The organism is Comamonas sp. FG99, assembly GCF_057808605.1.
Map to the genome: position 1 here is coordinate 189,989 of NZ_JBMDII010000001.1, position 19,460 is coordinate 209,448.

Below are 19,460 nucleotides of genomic sequence, written 5' to 3' on the forward strand. Positions count from 1 at the left end.
GCTTACTCCAGAGTGATGTGGTTGTCCTTGATGACCTTGGCCCAGCGCGCGCTGTCGGCCTTGACCATCGCGGCGAACTGCGCGGGCGTCTGCGCCTTGGCCGGCTCCACGCCCTGCTTGGCCAGATTGGCGACCACCTCGGGATTCTGGCTGGCGCGGTTGAAGGCCTGGTTGATCCGGGCCACCAGGTCGGGCTTCATGCCGGCCGGGCCGTAGACGCCGAACCAGGTGACCGAAGCATAGCCGGGCAGGCCGGATTCGGCCACGGTCGGCAGCTGGGGCGCGAGCGCGCTGCGGTGCTCGCCGGTCACGGCCAGCGCGCGCAGGCGGCCGCTGGCCACATGCGGCATGCCGGTCGGGATCGAGTCGAACAGCAGGTGCACCTGGCCCGCGGCCAGGTCGGTGATGGACTGCGCGGTGCCCTTGTAGGGCACGTGGGTGAGCTGGATGCCGGCCTGCGCGGCAAAGGCCGCGGTGTTCAGGTGCACGATGGTGCCGTTGCCGCTGGTGGCGTAGTTGAGCTTGCCCGGATGGGCCTTGGCGTAGGCGATCAGCTCCTGCACGCTCTTGACCGGCAGCGACGGCGTGACCAGCAGGATGCTGGCCGCATCGGCCGTGTGGGCGATCGGGGTGAAATCCTGGTCCGCGTTGTAGGCCAGGCGCGGCATCAGGTGCGGCGAGATGGCATGCGTGCTGCTGGTGGTGAACAGCAGCGTGTAGCCGTCGGGCGCGGCCTTGGCGGCCTCGGCCGCGCCGATGGTGCCGCCGGCGCCGGGCTTGTTGTCGATGACCAGCTGCTGGCCCAGCTCCTGCGACACGCGCTGCGCGATCACGCGCGCCACCAGGTCGGTGGCGCCACTGGCCGGAAACGGCACGATCACCCGCACCGGGTGGCTGGGCCAGGCCGCCGCGTCCTGCGCCGCGGCGCCAGTGGCAAAGCCTGCCAGCGCGGCCAGCGGCAGCAGCAGGGAAAGACGGCGTCGGATCGACAGCGTTACGGGCATGGCGGTGCGTCCAGCAAAAATGGGGGAGACGCACATCTTAGGCAAGCAGGGCGCGCGGCACTACCAGCAAATTGGCAAACCAGGTTTGCCGCCACGGCAATAATCCACCATCAGTCAACGATCTTCAGCAATACCATGGCCACCATCCAATTGCAGGACACCGCGCTGCGCTACTTCCACGAAGTGGCGCAGTGCGGCTCGGTCAGCCTGGCCTCACAGCGGCTGCACGTGGCGGCCTCGGCCGTGAGCCGCCAGATATCGGGGCTGGAGGCGCAGCTGGGCACGCCGTTGTTCGAGCGCCATGCACGCGGCATGGTGCTGACCGCGGCCGGCGAGATCCTGGCGCAGCATGCGCGCCGCATGAGCCTGGATGGCGAGCACGCGCTCGAGGCCATCCACGCGCTGCAGGGCCTGCGCCGCGGCAGCGTGCGCATCGCCACCTCGGACGCCTTTGCCAACGAGCTGATCCCGCGCCTGTGCGCCGAATTCCAGCGTGGCAACCACGGCGTGCGCTTTGACGTGCAGGTCTGCGGCACCGCCCTGGTGTCGCAGAAGGTGCTGGCCGGCGAGGCCGACCTGGGCCTGCGCTTCAGCCTCGCGCCCGAGAAGGACATCCGCGTCGCCTACCGCCAGCCGGCGCCGGTGCTGGCCGTGCTGCCGCCCGCGCATCCGCTGGCGCGGCAGCGCCAGGTGGCGCTGGCCGAGCTCACCCGCTGCCCGCTGGCGCTGCCGCCGCCCGAGACCGCGGTGCGCCAGATGATCGACATGGCCTGCAGCCGGCAGGAGCTGGCGCTGGAGCCCATCCTGGTGAGCAACCTGGCCAAGACGCTGCTGCATTTCGTGCTGCACGAGGGCGGCGTCAGCGTCTCCAGCGAAGTCGGCGTGCGCCACCTGGTGGCCACCGGCGCGCTGGCGGCGCGGCCGCTGTCGGATGCCGGCATGGACCTGCGCGACATCGAGGTGCAGACCCTGGCCGGCCGCACGCTGCCGCACGCGGCCCAGGCCTTCCTGGCGCTGCTGTGCCAGCGCCTGCAGACGCCCTGGTGATTCCGCTGCCGAAGCCGCCATGAGGGCGAACAGGCTGCGCCCAGGCGCGCTCAGCGCATCACCAGCCCGCCATCGACGAACAGCACCTGGCCCGTCATGAAGCCGCTGAGTTCCGAGGCCAGGAACAGCACCGGGCCGGCCACGTCCTCGGGCCGTGCCAGGCGCCGCAGCGGCGTGGCCGCCATCAGCGACTCGCGGAAGGATTCGCGCGTATCCCGGGTGCCCTGCGTGGGGTAGACCAGGCCCGGCGCCACGCAGTTGACGCGTATGCCCACGGGACCCAGCTCGCTGGCCAGGTTGCGGCTGAAGGCCACCAGCGAGGCCTTGGCCGTGGTGTAGTCGTGGTAGGGCACGACGGGGTGCTCCACCAGGTTGCTGGCGATGTTGACGATGCTGCCGCGCGCGCGCTGGCGCATCTGCGGCAGCACGGCGCGGCAGACGTTGAAGGCCGCGCCCACGGCGCCATCGAACTGGGCCTGGTAGTCGCTCCAGTCCAGGTCGTCGAAGCGGCTGCGGCGCTCGGGATCGAAGGCGTAGGGGCGGAAGGCGTTGTTGACCACGATGTCGATGGCCCCGGCCTCGCGGACGATGGACTCGGCCATGGCCTGCACCGCAGGCTGCGAGCCCACGTCGGCCCTGACGGCCCAGGCATCGCCGCCAGCGTCTTTGCCCGCCGCCTGGCAGGCCGCCACGGTCTGCGCGGCGGCGGCGTCGTTGGACAGGTGATTGACCGCCACGATGGCGCCCTCGCGTGCGAAGGCCGTGGCAATGGCCGCGCCTATGCCGCGGCCGGCGCCGGTGACCAGCACCACCTTGCCGCGCAGACCCAGGGAAGACGGCTGCGCCATCTCAGGCCCCGGGCAGCAGGCTGGTGTCGACCACGTCGGACGCCTTGATCTGCTTTTGCACCATGCCCAGCGCGCGGTAGGCGTCGGCGCCCTTTTGCAGGGCCGCCAGGTCGAAGCTGCCCAGCGGCTGGCCGGCCTGCACGGGCTGCGAGGAGGCGTTGCGCAGGCGGATCACATCGAGGTTGATGTCGCGCTGCGTACCGTCGATGGCGTGCCTGCCGGCCAGCGTGGCGGCTTCCTCGGGATGGGCGATCATCCAGGCGGCGCTGTCGCGGTAGCCCTTGAGGAAGGCGCGCAGCAGTTCCTTCTTGTCGCGCAGCGTGTCCTCGCGCACCACGAACATGTCGCTGGAGATGTTCAGGTGATCGCGCACCTGCATCACGTCGACCTCGCCAATGCCCTTGCGCAGGCCCACGGCCAGGCCGGTGTCGGTGGCGGCCGTGGCATCGACCTGGCCCTGCATCAGCGGCGCGAAGTTGAGCAGGCCGGTGACGACGATGCTCACGTCCGACTCCTTGAGGCCGGCCTGGTGCAGCATCACCAGCAGGTTCTGGCGCGTGCCGCTGGACAGGCTGTAGACGCCGATCTTCTTGCCCTTCAGGTCCGCCGGCTTGCGGATGCCGGCCGACTTGAGCGAGACCACGTTGAACACGTTCTGCGGATAGATGTCGTAGATGGCGACCAGCTTCTCGCCCTTGTCCAGCGCCATGAAGAAGGAACCGGGGTCGGTGAAGGCCACGTCGGCCTGGCCGCTGAGCATGTTGCGGATGGCATCGCCGCCGCCCGCGCCGGGCAGGTAGGCCAGTTCCACGCCCTGGGCCTTGAAGAAGCCCTTGTCGGGCTCGGCCAGGATGTTGGTGATCTCGCTGATGGGCTTGCTCCAGCCGGCCAGGCGGACCTTGCCCAGGGCGGGAGCGGCCAGGGAGTTGCCAGCCAGTGCCAGGCCGGCAAGGCCCGCAGAAGCGCCCAGCAGGTGGCGGCGGGAGAGGAACGAGGCAGGGTGCGGTGTGTGCATGGCGCTTGGACGAAAGGTTGCAGGACTGTTCAGGATCTTCAGGAGGCGCGCGAGCGCAGCAGCCGGCGCTCCAGCACCAGGCAGGCCTGGTACAGCAGCAGGCCCATGGCGGCGATCAGCACCAGGGCCGCGAACATGAGGGTGGTGTCCATCATTCCCTGGGCGGCGATGACCACGGCGCCCAGGCCGCGGCTGGCGCCCATGAACTCGGCCACCACGGCGCCGACCAGGGCCAGCACCACGGCCACGCGCAGGCCTGCGAGGATGGCGGGCAGGCCCGTGGGCAGTTTCAGGCGCAGCAGGGTCTGCAGGCGCGTGGCGCCCAGCATGCGGAACAGCTGCAGCCGCTGGGCATCGACCTGGCGCAGGCCGGTCAGGGTGTTCTCCATCAGCGGGAAAAAGCAGATCAGGGCCGTGATCAGCACCGTGGGCAGCATGCCGAAGCCGAACCACAGCACGAACAGCGGCGCCAGCGCCAGCTTGGGCACGACCTGGCTGACCACCACATAGGGCCTGAGCACGCGCTCCAGGAATTCGGATTCGGCCAGGGCCATGCCCGCCAGCAGGCCGATGACACTGCCGGCCGCCAGCCCCAGCAGCAGGGCCTGGAGTGTCGCCAGGATGTGCGGCCAGAAATAGCCCGTGGACAGACCCGTCCACAGCGAGGCCGCGATGGCCGAGGGCGCAGGCAGCACCAGGGCGGACAGGCCCCATTGCCGCACCAGCAGCTCCCACAGGCCCAGCAAGGCCAGCAGCAGCGCGGCGGCCAGCAGGCGGGCGGAACCCGGTGATATGGTCATGCGGCCGTCCTGTCCATGGCGGCGCGCACGCGGGCGCAATGGTCATTGAACATCGGCCCGTGGCGCATGGCCTGGGTGCGCGGCGCGGGCAGATCGACCGCCATGTCGTCCACGATGCGCCCGCCGTGCATGAGGGCGATGCGGTCGCCCAGGTACACGGCCTCATGGATGTCGTGCGTGACGAAGAGCACCGTGGTACCGCGCTCGCGGCAGGTGCGCAACAGGTCGTCCTGCAGCTCGGCGCGCGTGATGGCGTCCAGCGCGGCAAAGGGCTCGTCCAGCAGCAGCAGCGGCGGATCGAGGACCAGCGCCCGCGCCAGCGCCACGCGGCTTTGCTGGCCGCCCGAGAGATGGCGCGGATGGCGCTGCGCCTGGCCGGCCAGGCCCAGTTGCTCCAGCAGCGCCAGGGCGCGCTGCTCGTCCTGCGGCGCGATGCGCCTTTGCAGCGACACGGGCAGCAGCACATTGCCCAGTGCCGTATGCCACTCCAGCAGCGTGGGCGCCTGGAACATGAATCCCAGTTGCGGGCCGGGCTCGGCCAGCTCGGCACCATGCAGCAGAATGCGCCCCGACTGCGGCCTGAGCAGCCCCGCCGCCAGCTTGAGCAAGGTGGTCTTGCCGCAGCCGCTGCGGCCCAGCAGGCAGTGGATCTGGCCGGCCGGCACCTGCCAGTCCACGCCGTCCACCACGGGCGGGCGGCCCGGATAGGTGAACACCACCTGTTCGATATCGAGAAACGCCATGCCGCCGGTCCGGTCAGTCCGCATAGGGCGCGAAAGGCTGCGCCGCCGCTTCGGCGGACTGCTCGATCTCGGTCATGCGCACCAGGTCGAGCAGGTTGAAGCGGCCGTCATGGTGCCAGCCGGCCTCGGGCATGCTCATGGAGCCTATGGCGCTGATGCGCGTGACGCCGGCCGCGCCCAGCAGGCCGGCCAGCCGGTACAGCTGCTCGGGCGCGGCGGCGATGCCCGCCGTCTGCAGGTAGTCGCGCTGCGCGGCCACCACGGGCACGGCATCGTCCAGGCGGTCCACGCCCACCACGGCAATGGTGCGGTACAGGGCCGTGGGCGCCAGCGGCTGCAGGCTGTCGCTGCAGGCCACGCTCCAGGCCGCATCCGCAGGGCCCAGCAGCTGCTGCTCGTCGCCCGACCATTCCACGGCCTGCTGCCAGCGGGCCACGGCGGCGCCCTCTTCCAGCTCCAGGGGCCGGCGTGCAAAGCGCCGCTGCAGGTTGGCCAACTCGGCCGCCAGATAGTCGGCAAAGGCGCGTGGCGGCACGGGGGCACCACGCTCCACATAGAAGACATGGGGCGAGTAGCAGCCCTGCTGGTCGTAGCGCATCACGTCCCAGGCCGCCAGCCGCGCCACGGCGGGCGCCTTGAGCGTATCCAGCGCCGCCGCACCCACCATGCCGAAGCCCAGCTTGTGCCCGTGCGGCAGAAAGCGCGTGGTCACGGGCAGGCGCCGGCGCAGCGCATCCAGTGTCTGGTTGCTGCCGTAGGCCAGCACGGTGTCGGCCTCGGCATGGAGCGCGGCGGCGGCATCGCCATCCGCACCGCCCGCACCGCTCCACCACACCACGGCCAGGCATTCGGCCAGCGGCGGGTGCACCTCGGCCAGCAGCCGTGCGAACCAGCCCGCGAACAGCGGCTCGGCACTGGCCAGCTTGCCGATGGCGGGCGCCTTGACCAGCAGGCCGCAGACCAGGCTCCACAGCGACAGCGCGGGCACGTTGCCGGCCCAGCTGTGCATCAGAAGATCCGGCCCGAAGGCGCGCACCGCGCCGCCCTTGGGCGCGGGCTGGAAGCCGTCAAGCACGGCCGGGTTGGCAAAATCCTCGGCCACGAAGCGCCGCAGCTGCGCGGCGCGGAAGGTCTTGAAGAAGCCCGTCAGCCCCAGGCGCACCATGTCGGCGTCGTAGCCGCTGACCACGGGCAGCCAGGCCTCGGCCTGGCGGCGATAGGGGTCGCTGCGGTCCAGCAGGCGGGCAATGGCGCGGTCGATGGCATCGATGATCTCGGCCACAGGCATGGCCCTCAGGTGGCGGTCGGCGGCCTGGCGCACATGGGCGGCCAGCGCATGCATCTGCGCGGCGGTCAGCACGGGCACCGATACTTCCAGGCGCACGCCTTCGCGCTCGAAGGGCAGCACATGCCACTGCACTTCGTCCTCGCGCAGCCCCGGCAGGTAGCCGGCCGTGATCCGCTCGATGTTCATGCAGCGGCAGCCTTCACGAATTCATCGACCGCCAGCGAACAGCCCTTGGCCGCCGCGCCCTCGGCCCTGCCCAACAACAGGAATCCACCGTCAGCCCACAGGCCCACATCCTCGGTGAGGATGGTGGTGACCGCGTTGTAGTTGGCCAGGTCGCAGTGCACGAGAATGCCGCGCTCGCCGGGTGCGACACTGCGGCCCGTGACGGGCTCGACCAGGCGCGAGCGTATCCAGTGCGGCCCCGACTTGACCGAAGGCAGCGTGGCATTGCCGTCGTCATAGAACTGCGTGCTCAGCTCGGTCATGCCGTACATGTTGATGCAGTGGCTGCGCGGCACGCCCAGCAGCCGGGAGAGGTCGGCATAGAAGTCTTCCAGCGGCAGTTCGCGCGACTGGCCCTTGTAGCCGCCCGTGTCCAGGATGCGGCTGCCTGGCGGCAGGCGAAAGCTGCGGCCCTGCTCGCGCAGCGCGTCCATCACGTGCACCAGGCTGAAGCTGGCGCCCAGCAGCGCATAGGGGCGGCCGCTGCGCTCGGATGCCTCCAGCACGGTGCACAGGCCCGGCATGTCCAGGCCTTCAGGGGTCAGGAAGTAGCGGCTGCCCTCGGTGCCGAATTCCGTCTTGGCCAGCGCCAGGTAATGGGCCAGCGAGGAGTTGGGCATGGCCTGCTCGTCGGGAAAGAGAATGCCCATGGCCATGCGCTCCTGCCCGGCCATGAAGCGCTGCGCGAAGTTGCGCGTCATCGACGCATCGTAGACATCGAGCGCGGGATGGAAATGGCGGCCGCGTACCGGCATTCCCTTGGCCTGGCCCGTGGTGCCGCTGGTCATGAACACGCGCTCCGTGGCCGAGGCCGGCTCGCTGCGCAGCTCCATGGCCTTGAACGCGTCAATGGGCACGGCGGGAATGTCGCTCCAGGCCTTCACATTGCGCAGCGTGGCGCCGCGCCGCTGGCAGAAGCTGCGAAACGGCGCATTCGATTCGTACTGGTGCGCGAACAGCCGCAGGGCAAGTGTGTCGAACTGCTCGTCGGTGCAGCCATCCATGGCGATGAATGCGAGCAGGTCTGCGACCAGAGAAGCCGCCTGGGGCCGGGCCTTGTCCATGGAATTCCTTCGAGAGCTGGGACGTGGTGCTCCGAAGGCGCCCCGCCCGTGGCGCATGGGCGGCCACGCAGGGGTGCAAGCTCTTCTTCCGCCGGAATGACCCGGTTCAAGTTCTCGGGTGTGGATCTCAGCACTGGCGTGCACCCCGGAGCAAGCGGGCATTTTACTGCAGTGGTGGCGGAGCCGGCGGGGCGTCGCCTTCACCCGGCATGCGCGGCATGCCAATGGGCCAGTTGCAGGCCGTCGATATGCGCAAAATCCGCCGTGTTGCGCGTCACCAGGCTCAGGCCCTGGGCGAGTGCGATGGCGGCGATCTGCCCATCCACGAAGGACAAGGGCTTGCCCTTGCGTTCGCCGGCCACGCGAATGCCGGCGTGGATGCGAGCCGCCGCTGCGTCGTACGCCAGCATGGGCAAAGGCGCCAGAACGCCATGCAGGAAGCTGCCGATGCGGTCGCGCCGCCGCCCGGGCGGCATACGCAGCCAGCCAAAGTACAACTCGTGCCACACGGGCGCCGCCAGGGCCAGTGTATTTTCATACTGCTGCAATTGGCGCATCACATTGGCATCGGGTTCAGGCCTCAGCGCTTCTGACCAGACATTGGTGCGGGCAACCAGGACAGCATGCCGGCACCTCTCACCAGGCGAATTCGCGGCCCGGCGAGGCGTCGCGCACACCGGCAAGGAAATCGTCGGCATCGTCCGCCCGTAAGGCATCGGCATGGAGTTCGCGCCAGGCAGCCAAGCGGCCGGCAAGACCGCTGCTGGCACCGCTGCGCAAGCGCTCATACTGAGCCAGCGACAGCAAAACCGCCACCGGCTCGCCACGGCGCGAGATGAAGGCGGGCTCGCCCTGCTGCTCCACGCGGCGCAAGGTATCGGCCAGATTGGCTCGGGCCTCGGAAAGCGAAATTTCAGTCAGCATGCGCAGCCTCCCGCAGAAAATGTACAAATGAATTGCCACAGCTGGTGCTGCAGCCGGCCGCCGCGCCCATCACTGCCCCTGCTGCGCCTCCTTGAACGCCTTGGCCTGGCTGAAGTGTCCGCAGCCGATGAAGGGCAGCGGCGGGCGCAGCGCCGACAGCGGCGAGGGGTGGTTGGCGGTGAGCACCAGGTGGCCGCGATCGCGCGGGATGAAGGCTCGCTTGGACTGGGCGTGCGAGCCCCAGAGCATGAAGACCACCGGCCGCGGCCCCTGCGCGATATGGGCAATGACCGCGTCGGTCAGCTGCTCCCAGCCCTTGCCGGAATGGCTGGCGGCCTGGCCCTCTTCCACCGTCAGGCAGGTGTTGAGCAGCAGCACGCCGTGCGTGGCCCATTTGACCAGGCTGCCGCCGGGGCTGGGAAAGGCCGGCCATGGCACGCCCAGGTCGCGCTGCATTTCCTTGAAGATGTTCTGCAGCGAGGGCGGCAGGCGCACGCCCGGCGCCACCGAGAACGACAGGCCCTCGGCCTGGCCGCGGCCGTGGTAGGGGTCCTGTCCCAGGATGACCACGCGGGTATCTTCGGGCGGCGTGAGCTTGAGCGCGCGCAGCGGATCGGGCGGAAAGACCACCGCGCCCTGCGCCAGCCGGTCCAGCAGGAACTGTTCGATGGCCTGGCCCTTGGGGCTGGCAAAAAAGGCATCGACGACGGGCTGCCAACCCGGCGCCACGCGGTGATCCTGCAGCGCGGCGGCGTCGAGCTGGTCGGCGGGGTGTTGGAGTGCATCAGACATGGGGAGGCATCATACCGGCGGCCTGCGCCGTGCCCGCGGAGCCGGCCGAGTCCGGTATGGCCGGCAACACGATGCGCACCGCCAGGCCCGGCGCGGCGGGCTCGAACAGCAGCTGGCCGCCGTGCAGCCGCACCACCGCGAGCACGCTGGCCAGCCCCAGGCCGTAGCCTTGCTGGATGCGGTCGGCCCGGTAAAAGCGCGTGCCCAGCTGCTCCAGGTCGGCAGGCGCCACACCGGGGCCGTGGTCGCGCACCAGCAGCTGCACGCTGCCCGGCGGCATGCCTTCGGGCAGCGCCTGCTCGGCCAGCAGGCTGGCCTGCAGTTCGAGCCGCAGCCGGCCATCGGCGGCCGCGCCGTACTTGATGGCGTTCTCCACCAGGTTGGCCAGCGCGCTGGCCAGCAGGTTGGCATCGCCCCAGGCGCTGGGCTCGCCCCGCACCCGCAGCGCGATGCTGCCGCCCTGCTCCTGCACCAGCGGCTCGTACAGCTCGCACAGGTCTTCGAGCAGGGTGCGCAGCGCCAGCGGCCCGAAGGCCTCGCGGGCGGCGCCGCTTTCCACCTCGGCGATGCCGAGCAGCTTGTCGAACACCACGCCCAGCTCGGCCACCTCGTGGGTCACGGCCGCCAGGGTGGCGGCATGCGCCTCGGGCGGCTGGTGCTCGGCCGCGCGCAGCTGCAGCAGGATGCGGGTGAGCGGCGTGCGCAGGTTGTGCGCAATGGTGTTGGAGACGTGGCGGATGCCGTCCATCAGGTGCTCCAGCCGGTCGAGCATGCCGTTGATGTCGCGGTTGAGCAGGGTGAACTCGTCGTGCTGGCCGGGCTGCACCGGAATGCGCTGGCGCAGATCGCCCGCCGCCACCAGCGCCATGGTGTTGCGAATGTCGCCGGCGCGCAGCTCCACCGCGCGGCGAAAGCTGAGCGCTCCGCCCACCGCCATCAGCAGCGCCACCGCCACCACGATCATGCTGGCGCGGCTGAACAGCGCCTCCACGTCGCGCTGGGCCTGCATGTCGCTGCCGGCCGCCAGCAGGTGCCCATCGGCCAGGCGCGCCACGGCGACGCGCCCCTCCACCAGCTGGCCGCGGCGCAGCACCACGATGTCGCGCACGCCCATGTCGCTCAATACCCGCGCCGGCTGCGGCTGGGCATTGCCGACGATGGGGGTGCCGTCGGGCTGCATCAGGATCAGGATCTCGGTGTCGCTGTCCACGCCGTCGCGCAGCACGGACTCTATCTCCTCGCGCAGCCCGTCCACGCCGTGCTTGTAGGCATATTCCTGCAGCCGCTTGAGCTGCAGCGAGGCCTGGTGGTCCAGCCGCGTCAGCAGCACGCCGACGATCTGCATGTAGAACACCGCCAGCACGATGGCCACGGTGAGCACCAGCAGCACGCCGTAGTTCAGCGCCAGCCGGAAGGCCAGCGAACTCCAGGGCCGCGGCAGCGGGCGCTTCATCCGCCGCCGCCCAGCAGCTGCGGCTGCGCGCACAGGCTGTAGCCCACACCGCGCACCGTGTGGATCAGCGCCAGCGCATGGCCCTTGTCCACCTTGCCGCGCAGGCGGCTGATGTGCACGTCGATCACATTGGTCTGCGGGTCGAAGTGGTAGTCCCACACCGATTCGAGCAGCATGGTGCGGGTGACGATCTGGCCCGCATGCTGCATCAGGAAGGCCAGCAGCCGGAACTCGCGCGGCTGCAGCAGCAGCGGCTGCCCGGCCCGCTCGGCCGAGCGCGACAGCAGGTCGAGGCGCAGGTCCTCCACCCAGATCTCGGGCGAGGGCGGCGGCTGCTGGCTGCGGCGCAGCAGCGCATCGAGGCGCGCCGACAGCTCCGAGAATTCGAAGGGCTTGGAGAGGTAGTCGTCCGCCCCCGCCTTGAGGCCGCGCACCCGCTCGTCGGTGGCCGACAGCGCGCTCAGCACCAGCACCGGCGTCTGGCGCCCCGCAGCGCGCAGCGCGCGCAGGATGCTCACGCCGTCGAAGCTGCCGCCCAGCATGCGGTCGAGCACGATCGCATCCCAGGGCTGGGCCAGCGCCAGCTGCTGGCCTTCGCCACCCTCGTGGCAGACCGTGACGGCCGCGCCCTGGCGGCGCAGGCCTTCCGCCATGAAGCGGGCGTTCAGCGCGTCGTCTTCGATGATGAGGTAGCGGTGGGGCATGGTGCGGATGGTAGCAGTTGCGGGCGCGCCGCTCTCTCAAATTGATAGCTGCCAGCGCTTGGCGTGCAAGTACCAGCAGCCGATTTCTCTCAGAAAATCATTCCACCGCCGGCACATTGCCGCTGGCCAGGCGCAGCTCCCATTCGGCTTCGAGCATGTCCTTGGTCAGCTCCAGATGGTCCAGGCGGCGCTCCTGCAGGGTCTGCAACGCGTCGATCAGGTCAAGGATGCTGCTCTTGCCCAGGCGGTAGGCGTCTTCGGTCATCTGGCGCAGCGAGGCCATCTGCGCCATGCCGCTGTCCTCGAAGTCGCGCAGCGCCGCGCGCTTGAGATCGAGCTGCTGCAGGCTGCGCAGCAGCTCGGCCCGGGCGGCCACCTCGGCGGCCTCGCGGCGGTGCTGGGCCTGGACCACGCCGACCTCGGCACGCGCGATCGGGCCTTGCTTGCGGTCGAACAGCGGCACTTCCACCGACACGCCGACCTGGTTGTAGTTGCCGTCGTTGCGGTTGCGGATGCGGCCGTAGTTGACAGCCACCGCAGGCATGGCCTCGCGCTTTTGCAGCAGCACCTGCTGGCGCGCCAGCTCCAGCTCGGCATCGGCGGCCTTGAGCGCCGGCAGCCGGCCCTGGGCCTGCTCCCACAGCGCGTCGAAGCTGCCGAACGCCTGTGCCTGTGCCGGCGCCTGCAGGGGCTTGAGCGAGCCGAAGGCCCGCGGCCGCCAGGCCGGCATGCCGGCCAGCGCCGCCATCTTGACGACCGCGGCCTGCAGCTCGGCATCGGCCTTCTTGAGCTGCACCTCGACCTGCGCGCGCTGCATGGCCACGCGGGCGCCGTCGTAGCGGCTGCGGGCGCCGGCCTCGATCTGGCCGTTCACCACGCGCTCGGCATTGGCAAAGTCGCCCTGGCCGGCCTGCCACAGCGCCAGCTTCTGCTGCGCGACCTGCACCTCGATGAAGGCGTGCGCCGCGTCGTTGAGCAAGTCCTGCACATTGCCCTGCACCTGCATCGCCGCGGCCTGTTCGGCCTGGCGCGCGGTCTTGATGCGCTGCGAGCGCTGGCCGAAGATGGGCAGCGGCTGCTCCACGCTGACGCTGTTCTCGAAACGGTGGCGGTTGTACGACACCGTGGGATTGGGCCAGGCGCCGGCGGCCACCGTGTCGGCCTCGGCGGCCTTGACGTCCAGGCGCTGCGCCATCAGCTGCGGATTGCTCCTGGCCACCAGCTGCAGGTATTCGATCAGCGAGACCTGCGCGGGCGCGGCCGCGGCTGCGCCCGCACCGGGCTGCTGCTGCGCGGCAGCCGGCAGCGCAGGCAGAACCGCACCCGCGCACAACAGTGCCAGCGCCAGGGGCGCCAGGCTATTTTTGCGGCAACTCATCTTCTTCTTCCTGCGTCATCATGTTCTTCGGCCCCAGGGCCATGTACAGCACCGGCAGCAGCACCAGCGCGATCAGCGGCAGCAGCACCATGCCGCCCACGATCACCGAGGCGAAGGGCCGCTGCGTCTCGCTGCCCACGCCGGTGGACATGGCCATGGGCAGCAGGCCCAGCAGCGCCAGCACCGCCACCAGGATGACCGAGCGCATGCGCTCGGCCGCGCCGCCCACCACCGCCTGCAGCAGCGGCACGCCGCCGAGGCGGCGCTCTTCCACCTCGGACAGCACCAGCAGGCCCACCAGCGCCACCTGGCCCAGCAGCGCGATGAAGCCGATGGCCGCGCTGATGGACAGCTCGATCCCGGTCAGGTGCAGCGCGGCCACGCCGCCCACCATGGCGAACGGCGCGCACAGCATGATCACGCCCGCGCTGCGCGCCCGGCCCAGCGCGCTGAACAAGAGTGCGTAGACGATCAGCAGCGACAGCGGCACCACCACCTTGAGCCGCGCCGAGGCGCGCTGCTGGTTCTCCCACTCGCCGCCCCAGACCGCCTCGTAGCCCTCGGGCACCTTGACGTTCTGCTTGAAGGTGGCCAGCGTGTCCTTGACCACCGAGCCGATGTCGCGGCCCTCGACATTGAACTTCAGCGCCATGTAGCGCGCATTGCCCTCGCGGAAGATCGACGAGTTGCCGATCTCCACCTTCACCTCGGCCAGCGCATGCAGCGGCAGCGAACGGCCGCCCGGCGTGGGGATGGCGATGTCGCGGATGCGGGCCTCGTCCATTCGGTCCACATAGGGCAGGCGCACCCGCACCGGCACCGGGTACGGGCCTTCCCACAGCGTGGTGACGATATCGCCGGCCAGCGCCATCTCCAGCGTCTTTTGCGCGGTGTCCATCGCGATGCCCTCGCGCGCCAGCGCGTCGCGGTCGAAGCTCACATGCACCTGCGGCGCGGGCGCGTCGCGGTACAGGCCCAGATCGACCACGCCGGCGATGGGGCGCACCAGCTCCACCGTCTGCTGCAGCAGCGCGCGCAGCTGCGGGATATCGGGGCCGAAGACCTTGAGCACCACCTGCCCGCGCGCGCCGGAGGTGGATTCCTCCACGCTGTCGCGGATGGGCTGGGCGAAGTTGAAGGCCACGCCCGGGATTTCGCTCAGGCTCGCGCGCATCTGCTCGATCAGCTGCGGCTTGGTCAGCCCCTTGGTCCACTGGCCATGGGGCTTGAGGCGCACCAGCACCTTGGCCAGGTTCTGGGTCTCGTTGTCGGTGCCCGACTCGGGCCGGCCCTGCTCGGAGGTGACCGAGATCACCTCGGGGTATTGGCCCAGGCGCCGGCGCACGTCGCGCAGCACCTCCTGGCCTTTTTCCAGCGAGATCGACGGCGGCATCTGTACCAGCACATAGGCATCGCCTTCGTCGAGCTCGGGCAGGAACTCGGTGCCCAGCCAGCGCACCGACAGGCCCGCCAGCGCCAGCACCGCCACCGCCGCTCCCGCCACCAGCCAGCGCAGCCGCGCGCTGGCCAGCAGGCTGCCCACCCGGCGCTCGTAGCCGTGGTGCATGGCATCGAACACCTTGGGCTCCTCGACCATCACGTGCTTGGGCTTGAGCAGCAGCGCGCACAGCGCCGGCACCAGGCCCATGGCGAACACCAGCGCGCCGAGCAGCGCGAAGGTATAGGTCATCGCCAGCGGGCGGAAGATGCGGCCCTCGATGCTCTGCAGCGAGAACACCGGGATCAGCGCCGCGATCACGATGGCCATCGCGAACAGCGTGGGCTTGGCCACCGCCACCGCCGAGTCGATGATGATGTGGCGCAGGTCGAGCTGCGTCTGGGGCTTGCGCAGCCGCGCGTTGCGGATGATGTTCTCGGCCAGCACCACCGCGCCGTCGACCATGATGCCGAAGTCGATCGCGCCCATCGAGATCAGGTTGGCCGGCATGCCCAGCCAGTGCAGGCCGATGAAGGCCACCAGCAGCGACAGCGGGATCACCGTGGCCACGATCAGCGAGCCGCGCAGGCTGCGCAGCACCAGCCACAGCACGCTGACGATCAGCGTGGCGCCGAACAGCAGGTTGTGCTGCACCGTGGCCAGCGTGTGGCCCACCAGGTCGGAGCGGTCGTAGTTGGTGATCATCTGCATGCCCTGGGGCAGCTCGCCGCCGTTGAGCTGCGCGACCTTGGCATGGATCTCGTCGAGCACCACGGAGGGGTTGGCGCCGCGCTTGAGCAGCACGATGCCCTGCACGATGTCGTCCTGCTCGTTCTGGCCCACCGAGCCCTGGCGCGGCGTGTGCGACTGCATCACCCGCGCCACGTCGCCGATGGTGACCGCATGGCCGCCGCGCAGCGCCACGACCACGCGCTGCATGTCCTCGGGCCTGGTGAGCAGGCCGATGCCGCGCACGATCAGCGACTGCTCGCCGCGGCGCAGCAGGCCGCCGCCCACGTTGCGGTTGGACGTCGAAAGCGCATCGGCCACGTCCTGCAGCGACAGGCCCAGGCCGTAGAGCTTGTCCGGGTCGACCTCGACGTGGAACTCCTTGACGAAGCCGCCCACGCTGACGATGTCGGCCACGCCCTGCACCTGCTTGAGCACGCGGGTCACATGCCATTCCTGCTCGGTGCGCAGCTGCGCCAGCGTGTGGCGGTCGCTCTTGAGGCGGTAGTAGAAGATCTTGCCCAGCGGCGTGTAGTCGGGCGCCATCTCGGGCGTCACGCCCGGCGGCAGGTCGGCCTGCGGCAGGCGCTGCGAGACCTCGGCGCGGGCCTTGAAGCTCTCGGCATCGTCGTTGAAGACGAGGTTGATCATCGACAGGCCGAAATAGCTCTCCGAGCGCAGCGAGATCAGGCCCGGCGTGCCGTTGAGCTCGCGCTCCAGCGGCTGGGTGATCTGGCGCTCCACCTCTTCGGGCGCCAGGCCCGGCGCCTGCGCGATCACGCCCACCTGCACGTTGGTCACGTCGGGGTAGGCCTCGATGGCGGTCTGCAGGTACGAATACACGCCGTAGACGGCGATCAGCAGCGTGGCGCACAGCGCCAGCATGCGCCGGTGCACCACGAAGGAAATCAATGAACGCAACACGGGGGCGTCTCCGTCAGAGCAGCTGGCTGGCCGCGCCGTCGAGCAGCAGGCCGCCGCGCACCACGATGCGCTCGCCCGCCTGCAGCCCGCTGAGCACCGGCACCATGCCATGCAGCGGGCGGCCCAGGCTCACGTCGCGCGCCTCGAAGCGGTCGTCTGCCACCTGCACGAAGACCACCGAGCGGTTGCCGTCCTTGATGATGATGGCCGTGATCGGCACCAGCATCTGCGCCGCCTGCCCTCCCTGCCCTCCGACCGGCAGCTCCACCCGGGCCTGCATGCCGGTGCGCAGCTCGGGCCGCTGCTCGCCGAGTTCGATATAGACCGGCGCGCGGCGCGACTCCTTGTCGAGCGCCGCGCCCACGTAGCGCACCTTGCCGGCCAGCGTGGCCGACAGCTGCGGCACCTCGACCTTGACCGCGGTACCGGGGCGCACCTGGCCCAGATCGCCTTCGAAGACCTCGGCCACCACGCCCATGGCCCGCGGATCGCCGATCAGAAACAGCGCCGCGCCGGCCTCGGCCGATGCGCCGGGCACCGCATTGCGCTCGGCGACCACGCCGGCGCGCGTGGCGCGCAGCACGATCTTGTCGCCGCTGCCCGAACCCAGCAGCGCCGCCGTGCCCTGGGCGCGCGCCAGCTCCTGCGCGGTCTCGCGCAGCTTGGCCTCGGCGGCGCGCAGCTCGATCTCCACGCCCACGCCCTTGTCCATCATCACGCGCTGGCGCTGGGCCTCGACCGCCGCCAGCTCCTTCGCGGTGCGGGCGGCATCGACCTCGTAGCGCATGCGCAGCGCCTCGGGGCTGACCAGCGTGGCCAGCTCGTCGCCCGCCTTGACGATGTCGCCCACATGGGCCTGCACCGACACCACGCGCGCCTCCACCGGCAGCGTGGCCGCCGCGACCTTGTCTTCCTGGAAGGCGACGCGCGCCGGCACCGAGGCGGTCTGCGGGCTGCCCTCGCCGCCGAGCGTGACGATCTTCAGCATCTTCTGCGCCTCGGGCTTGAGCCGCAGCTGCCCCGGCGGCAACTCGGCCGCCTGCTTGCCCGCGGCCTCCGCCCCCTCCTTGGGGGCTTCGGGGGCCGCGCTCTTGCCCTGATCGTTGCAACCAGCGATCGCCGCCGCCGACACCAATGCCAGCAGCATGTGGCGCGCGGCCTGCCCTGGCCGCCCGCGTCTTGCTATCCCGTCCATCCTCGCCTCGCTTTGCCGGGCGGCCCCTGCCGCCCTGTGGGGGGCAATGCTATGCGGGAAGGCGGCCGGGCAGCATTACGGTTTGGTAAGGCGGGAAATAAATCAAAAAGGAGAGCATCCGGCGCTTGACACGCCTCACATGCCGGCGAAGTTGGGCTTGCGCTTTTCCAGGAAGGCGGTCATCGCCTCCTTGGCCGCGGGCTGCTGCAGCAGGTGGCGGAAGACCTGGCCTTCCTCGTTGATGCGCTGCTGCACCTGGGGCAGCTGGGCGCTCTTGAGCAGCTTCTTGCTCGCCAGCAGCGAGGCCAGCGGCTTGGCCGCCAGCTTGCGCGCCTGGGCCTGCGCCAGCCCGTTGCATTCGGTGGGCGGCACCACGCGGTTGACCAGGCCGACCTCGAGCGCCGCCTCGGCCATGAAGGGATCGCCCAGCAGCAGCGCCTCGCAGGCGCGCTGGTGGCCCATCAGCTGCGGCAGCAGCAGGCTGGAGGCGCCCTCGGGGCAGAAGCCCAGGTTGATGAAGGGCAGCGAGAACATGGCGTTGTCGCCGGCATACACCAGGTCGCAGTGCAGCAGCAGCGTGGTGCCTATGCCCACGGCCGGGCCGCAGACCGCCGCCACCAGCGGCTTGGCGAAGGCGGCCAGCGCCTGCAGGAAGACGAAGGGCGGCGACTCCACGCCGCCATCGCCGCCCTTGGGGCCGTTGAGGAAGTCGCCCAGGTCGTTGCCCGCGGTGAACACCGTGGCATCGCCCTGCAGCACCGCCACGCGCACCGCGTCGCTGGCATCGGCCTGCCGCAGGATGTCGGCCAGCGCCAGGTACATGGGGCCGGTGATCGAGTTCTTCTTGGCCAGGCGGTTGAAGGTGATGGTGCAGATGCCGTCTTCGGCATGCACCAGGATATCGCTGCAGGAGGATTGGATGGTCATGGCTGGGTGCGTTTGGGTGATGGCAAAAATGATAGTAGCTAGCGCTTTACCAGATTGGTTTTCAGATACTTTTACATCCAATACCAATACCTATCAAGCGCTAGTAGCTATTATTTTTATTCCTTGTAGTACACCAGCTGGTGGCTGGTGGCCAGCAGCGTACCATCGGGCGCCCAGACCTGGGCGGTCTGGTCGAAGAAGCCGTCGCGAAAGCCCTGGCCCTGCGCCTGGGCCAGCAGCGGCTGGGCGCCGACGGCGCGGATCTGCGCCTCGCTGGCATGGAAATACACGGTGAAGCTGACCGTGCCCGAAGGCACGCGCCTGGCGCGGCGCAGCCATACGCGGGGGTAGAACACGTCGCACAGCGCGGTCAGCGCGGGCGTGTCGAGCGGGCGCGGGGGCTCGTCCTGCACCCACAGGCGGGTGCGGCTGGGGCGGGTCGATCCGTCCCACTCGGCGGGGTAGCTGCCCTCGACCGGTCGCATGCTGTAGCGCCGCAGCCATTCGGCGCGGAACTCCACCGTGGCGGGCTCGATGTCGGCCGCGGGCGGCGCCGGCGGCATGGCGCATTCGTCGTCGGACCAGGTGCCGCGCACCAGCGCCGTCATCGCGGTGGCGGTGGTGCTGATGGCTTCGCTGCCATCGGCGCCCGGCTCGCGCATGGTGATGATCCAGTGCTGCGTGGAGCGGTTGGTGCGCACCGGCAGCGCCTCGATGCTGTACTCGCCCTCGCCCACCGGGCCTGCATAGTTCACCGTGAGCGACACCAGCTCGCCCACCAGCTCGGGGTGCTGCAGCACGGCCTGCGCCATCTGCGCGGCGGTGATGCCGCCGTAGGGCCCCACCATGTTCCAGTAGGCCTTGCTGGCAGATGCGCGGTAGCGGTTGGGAGCTACCGGCTGCAGGGCCAGCGCGGCGTCCATGGGGTGGCGGTCTGGAGAGGTCATGACTCGGTGCTCGCA

At 70.0% G+C, this 19,460-nt stretch carries 18 protein-coding genes; 1 reads left to right on the plus strand and 17 read right to left on the minus strand.

The genetic code is table 11. The annotated features are described in order from the left end of the window. Window positions 1–2 precede the first annotated feature (2 nt). Window positions 3–1,004: a Bug family tripartite tricarboxylate transporter substrate binding protein gene (locus ACODRX_RS00865; protein WP_488869065.1), complete on the minus strand. Its 1,002-nt coding sequence runs from the start codon at window positions 1,002–1,004 to the stop codon at window positions 3–5. A 135-nt stretch (window positions 1,005–1,139) separates the two neighbouring features. Here ACODRX_RS00865 and ACODRX_RS00870 point away from each other — a divergent pair, with 135 nt between their 5' ends. After that, complete coding sequence (locus tag ACODRX_RS00870) at window positions 1,140–2,051, plus strand: LysR family transcriptional regulator (RefSeq protein ID WP_488869067.1); 912 nt, start codon at window positions 1,140–1,142, stop codon at window positions 2,049–2,051. Window positions 2,052–2,101: 50 nt separating this feature from the next. Here the strand turns inward: ACODRX_RS00870 and ACODRX_RS00875 are convergent, their stop codons facing one another. The 16 genes from ACODRX_RS00875 to ACODRX_RS00950 form a co-directional block, all read right to left on the minus strand. Beyond that, window positions 2,102–2,899 (minus strand): SDR family oxidoreductase, encoded by a 798-nt coding sequence (locus ACODRX_RS00875; protein WP_488869069.1) that lies wholly within the window; start codon window positions 2,897–2,899, stop codon window positions 2,102–2,104. A 1-nt stretch (window position 2,900) separates the two neighbouring features. Next, window positions 2,901–3,914, minus strand: coding sequence for an ABC transporter substrate-binding protein (locus tag ACODRX_RS00880; protein WP_488869071.1), 1,014 nt, complete (start codon window positions 3,912–3,914; stop codon window positions 2,901–2,903). Between the two features lie 38 nt (window positions 3,915–3,952). Beyond that, window positions 3,953–4,714: an ABC transporter permease gene (locus ACODRX_RS00885; protein ID WP_488869073.1), complete on the minus strand. Its 762-nt coding sequence runs from the start codon at window positions 4,712–4,714 to the stop codon at window positions 3,953–3,955. Then, the gene (locus ACODRX_RS00890; protein WP_488869075.1) at window positions 4,711–5,457 is read right to left on the minus strand and encodes an ABC transporter ATP-binding protein; all 747 of its coding nucleotides are present in this window, start codon (window positions 5,455–5,457) and stop codon (window positions 4,711–4,713) included. The genes ACODRX_RS00885 and ACODRX_RS00890 overlap by 4 nt, the downstream gene beginning before the upstream one ends. A gap of 13 nt (window positions 5,458–5,470) precedes the next feature. Beyond that, window positions 5,471–6,931 (minus strand): acyl-CoA reductase, encoded by a 1,461-nt coding sequence (locus ACODRX_RS00895; RefSeq protein WP_488869077.1) that lies wholly within the window; start codon window positions 6,929–6,931, stop codon window positions 5,471–5,473. After that, the gene (locus tag ACODRX_RS00900) at window positions 6,928–8,034 is read right to left on the minus strand and encodes a LuxE/PaaK family acyltransferase (RefSeq protein WP_488869079.1); all 1,107 of its coding nucleotides are present in this window, start codon (window positions 8,032–8,034) and stop codon (window positions 6,928–6,930) included. Before ACODRX_RS00900 ends, ACODRX_RS00895 begins: the two co-directional genes overlap by 4 nt. Before the next feature lie 200 nt (window positions 8,035–8,234). Then, the gene (locus tag ACODRX_RS00905; protein ID WP_488869080.1) at window positions 8,235–8,732 is read right to left on the minus strand and encodes a type II toxin-antitoxin system VapC family toxin; all 498 of its coding nucleotides are present in this window, start codon (window positions 8,730–8,732) and stop codon (window positions 8,235–8,237) included. Next, the gene (locus ACODRX_RS00910; RefSeq protein WP_488869082.1) at window positions 8,671–8,958 is read right to left on the minus strand and encodes a type II toxin-antitoxin system Phd/YefM family antitoxin; all 288 of its coding nucleotides are present in this window, start codon (window positions 8,956–8,958) and stop codon (window positions 8,671–8,673) included. The genes ACODRX_RS00905 and ACODRX_RS00910 overlap by 62 nt, the downstream gene beginning before the upstream one ends. 69 nt (window positions 8,959–9,027) lie before the next feature. Then, complete coding sequence (locus ACODRX_RS00915; protein WP_488869084.1) at window positions 9,028–9,750, minus strand: uracil-DNA glycosylase; 723 nt, start codon at window positions 9,748–9,750, stop codon at window positions 9,028–9,030. Next, the gene (locus tag ACODRX_RS00920; protein ID WP_488869086.1) at window positions 9,743–11,203 is read right to left on the minus strand and encodes a sensor histidine kinase; all 1,461 of its coding nucleotides are present in this window, start codon (window positions 11,201–11,203) and stop codon (window positions 9,743–9,745) included. The genes ACODRX_RS00915 and ACODRX_RS00920 overlap by 8 nt, the downstream gene beginning before the upstream one ends. Then, on the minus strand, window positions 11,200–11,907 hold the full coding sequence (locus ACODRX_RS00925) for a response regulator transcription factor (protein ID WP_488869088.1): 708 nt from the start codon (window positions 11,905–11,907) through the stop codon (window positions 11,200–11,202). The genes ACODRX_RS00920 and ACODRX_RS00925 overlap by 4 nt, the downstream gene beginning before the upstream one ends. Before the next feature lie 97 nt (window positions 11,908–12,004). Beyond that, the gene (locus ACODRX_RS00930; protein WP_488869090.1) at window positions 12,005–13,285 is read right to left on the minus strand and encodes a TolC family protein; all 1,281 of its coding nucleotides are present in this window, start codon (window positions 13,283–13,285) and stop codon (window positions 12,005–12,007) included. Continuing rightward, entirely contained in the window at window positions 13,266–16,376 is a 3,111-nt protein-coding gene (locus tag ACODRX_RS00935; protein ID WP_488869092.1) for an efflux RND transporter permease subunit, read from the minus strand. The genes ACODRX_RS00930 and ACODRX_RS00935 overlap by 20 nt, the downstream gene beginning before the upstream one ends. Before the next feature lie 13 nt (window positions 16,377–16,389). Continuing rightward, on the minus strand, window positions 16,390–17,523 hold the full coding sequence (locus ACODRX_RS00940; protein WP_488869094.1) for an efflux RND transporter periplasmic adaptor subunit: 1,134 nt from the start codon (window positions 17,521–17,523) through the stop codon (window positions 16,390–16,392). Window positions 17,524–17,706: 183 nt separating this feature from the next. Further along, window positions 17,707–18,498 carry an enoyl-CoA hydratase gene (locus ACODRX_RS00945; RefSeq protein ID WP_488869096.1) on the minus strand — a complete coding sequence of 264 codons (792 nt, stop codon included), beginning with the start codon at window positions 18,496–18,498 and terminating at the stop codon, window positions 17,707–17,709. Between the two features lie 116 nt (window positions 18,499–18,614). Continuing rightward, a complete protein-coding gene (locus tag ACODRX_RS00950; protein ID WP_488869098.1) occupies window positions 18,615–19,445 on the minus strand; it encodes an acyl-CoA thioesterase in 831 nt (276 codons plus the stop codon). Between the last annotated feature and the right edge of the window lie 15 nt (window positions 19,446–19,460).